At 54.1% G+C, this 2,310-nt stretch carries 1 protein-coding gene; it reads right to left on the minus strand.

Going from position 1 to position 2,310, the window contains the following annotated elements; translation table 11 throughout:
* The coding region (locus BLQ03_RS17560) for a type ISP restriction/modification enzyme (RefSeq protein ID WP_245689003.1) at positions 1-2,202 on the minus strand (2,202 nt) is incomplete at its 3' end.
* Positions 2,203-2,310 lie beyond the last annotated feature (108 nt).

A 2,310-nucleotide genomic window follows, 5' to 3' on the forward strand; every position in this document is an offset into this window, starting at 1 on the left:
GTAGAGCTTGGGATCGAAGTTTACCCGGCGCGTTTTTTCGAGGTCTTGGTCGTTGGGGTAGAGGTAGAGGGGGAATAATGCAGATTGAGTGCTACTCTCGGCGCATTTTGTTTCCATCATCCTATCCACGACAAAGAAGTGGTCCGGGATGGGGTTCTTGTTGCTTCTGGCGGTTGCTAGCCCAAAATTTTCTCCTCGTACAAAGTTCCCCATTACCTTTTCAACAGGCCAACCAACGAAGCCGCGTGAGCGACCAGAGTAGAAAATGAAGCGGTTGTCAAAAGGCCGGTAAGCGATTGGCTGGATAGAATAAGTGTCGATATGATCTTTAAGGTCTGACAAGGCCCATTGATAGCGCCAATCGCGAACATCTTCGGGCAAAGAGTATTTCTTTCTGACCGCACCTTCGGGTAGGGCAATCATATCATTAACAGCCTGCAAAACGCCATGTTTCGTATCGTGAATGGTCAGTCTGTCGCGCTTCGTGACAACTCCAGTCCCGCCAATTGGAAAGAAGGTAGGAATTGAAAACCCTTCTTCATAAACTCCAGCAATGGGTTCGTTGTATGGTTTGAACATGAACCACGGTTCGGTGGGGGTAAGATGCTCTGAGCAAAGCGAAAAACCTTCTTGCGCGAGGGCTTTATATTTTCTAGGCCGATCGCCCCAAAGATCGCCATGCATAACCTTGGCCAGCCCCCTTCTGCCGCCCTTCTTTTTCACCGCAATGATGATCGATACGCCCTGCTGGATATCAAAGACGTTCTTGTCAGGTTTGCCTTCGGGCGTGACCTCTTTTTTTTTCGAGTTACCGTGAAGGTCCAGCACCCAGATACGGTCAAAGGTGTTCAGAAGATGCCAGCGCATCCCCCGGAAGGTCGGATTGCCCAAATAGCCGTGGTTAGTGATGAAGCCTAGAACGCCTTCGCCGTTCTTCTCAATCAGATGCGAGGATAGGCGGATGAACTTGACATAAAGATCATTCAACCATTTCGCGTTGCGCTCTTTGAGCCTGGTCTTGCCGCCCGGTTCCTTCTTGTAGTCGTCCATCAGGGTGCCAATCCACCCTTCGGATACGCCACCTTCGCCTAAATAGGGCGGATTCCCGATCACGCACATAATGGGCATGTCGCGCTTGATGGTGTTGGCGCCTTTCGCCTCACGGCTGAGCCATCGGCTGAAAGGCAGGGTCTGGTTGGCTGGCTCGCCCTCTTCGAGGCTGTTGGTGAGGTAGACCGACAGACGGGGCGGGCTGCCCGTGGGCTTGTAGCCCATCTCGGTCAGGATCATGTCGAGCTTCATGTGGCACATGGCGTAGGAGGCCATCAGCAGCTCGAACCCGTGCAGGCGAGGGATGAGGTCCTGCTCGATGTATTGCGACCACATGCCAGGCGCGACCCCCTGAATCCTGGGCGCGATCTGCTTGATGACCTCGGCCAGGAAGGTGCCGGTGCCGGTGGCGGGGTCGAGGATTTGAACGCGATGAACCTCTTTCTTGATGGTAATGGCCTTGCCTTTTTTGCCGGTCTGGCCAGTGTCCCAGTCGATTGTGACCTTGGACGTGTCAGCCAAGCCATCCGATAGGCCGAACTCGGTTTGCAGCACCTCATCGACCGCGCGCACGATGAAGTTGACTACAGGTTCCGGGGTATACCAAACGCCGCGCGCCTTGCGCTTGGCCGGGTTATAGGCGGCGAGGAAGGTTTCGTAGAAATGCAGGAAGGGGTCATCCTGCCCCGTCAGTTTTCCAAAGCCTTCCATGATCTTCGCCATGTCGCAGGCTTGGAACACGCGGGCCAAGTCGTCGATGATCCAGGCAATCCGTTCGTCCAGGTCATAGCCCGCCACATAGCGGAACAGGTCGCGAAGGAAGGGGTTGGACTTAGGAAGCAGCTCCAGCGCTTCCTGACGGCTGAAGGTGTCCTTGGTAGAGTCGTGCAGGCGGGCCGCAAACATGCCGTAGGCTATGGTTTCGGCGTAAATGTCCGCGAAATCTTCAGGGGTGATGTCGTGAATCAGATTTTCCTTGAAAGCCTGATACTGGGATGAAAGTTCAGTTTGAAACGTCTTATCGTCTGCCAGCGTCTTTCGCAGCACATCCTTGATTAGGTTGGCTTTGCCTGCCATGCGCTCTGCCAGTTCGCGCGGGCTGGTAATGGTTTGAGGCTTCTGGGCAATGAAGTCGCGCAGAAGGTTTTCCAAAGTATCGTATTGCTTAGGGTCAGGACTCGTTAAGTTTCATAGCCAGAAGATGATGGTTGCGGCGAGTGCGATAGCGGACAGGAACACCTTCGGGCATCTGTCGTAACG

This window comes from Paracoccus chinensis (assembly GCF_900102885.1).
Classification (GTDB): Bacteria; Pseudomonadota; Alphaproteobacteria; order Rhodobacterales; family Rhodobacteraceae; genus Paracoccus; species Paracoccus chinensis.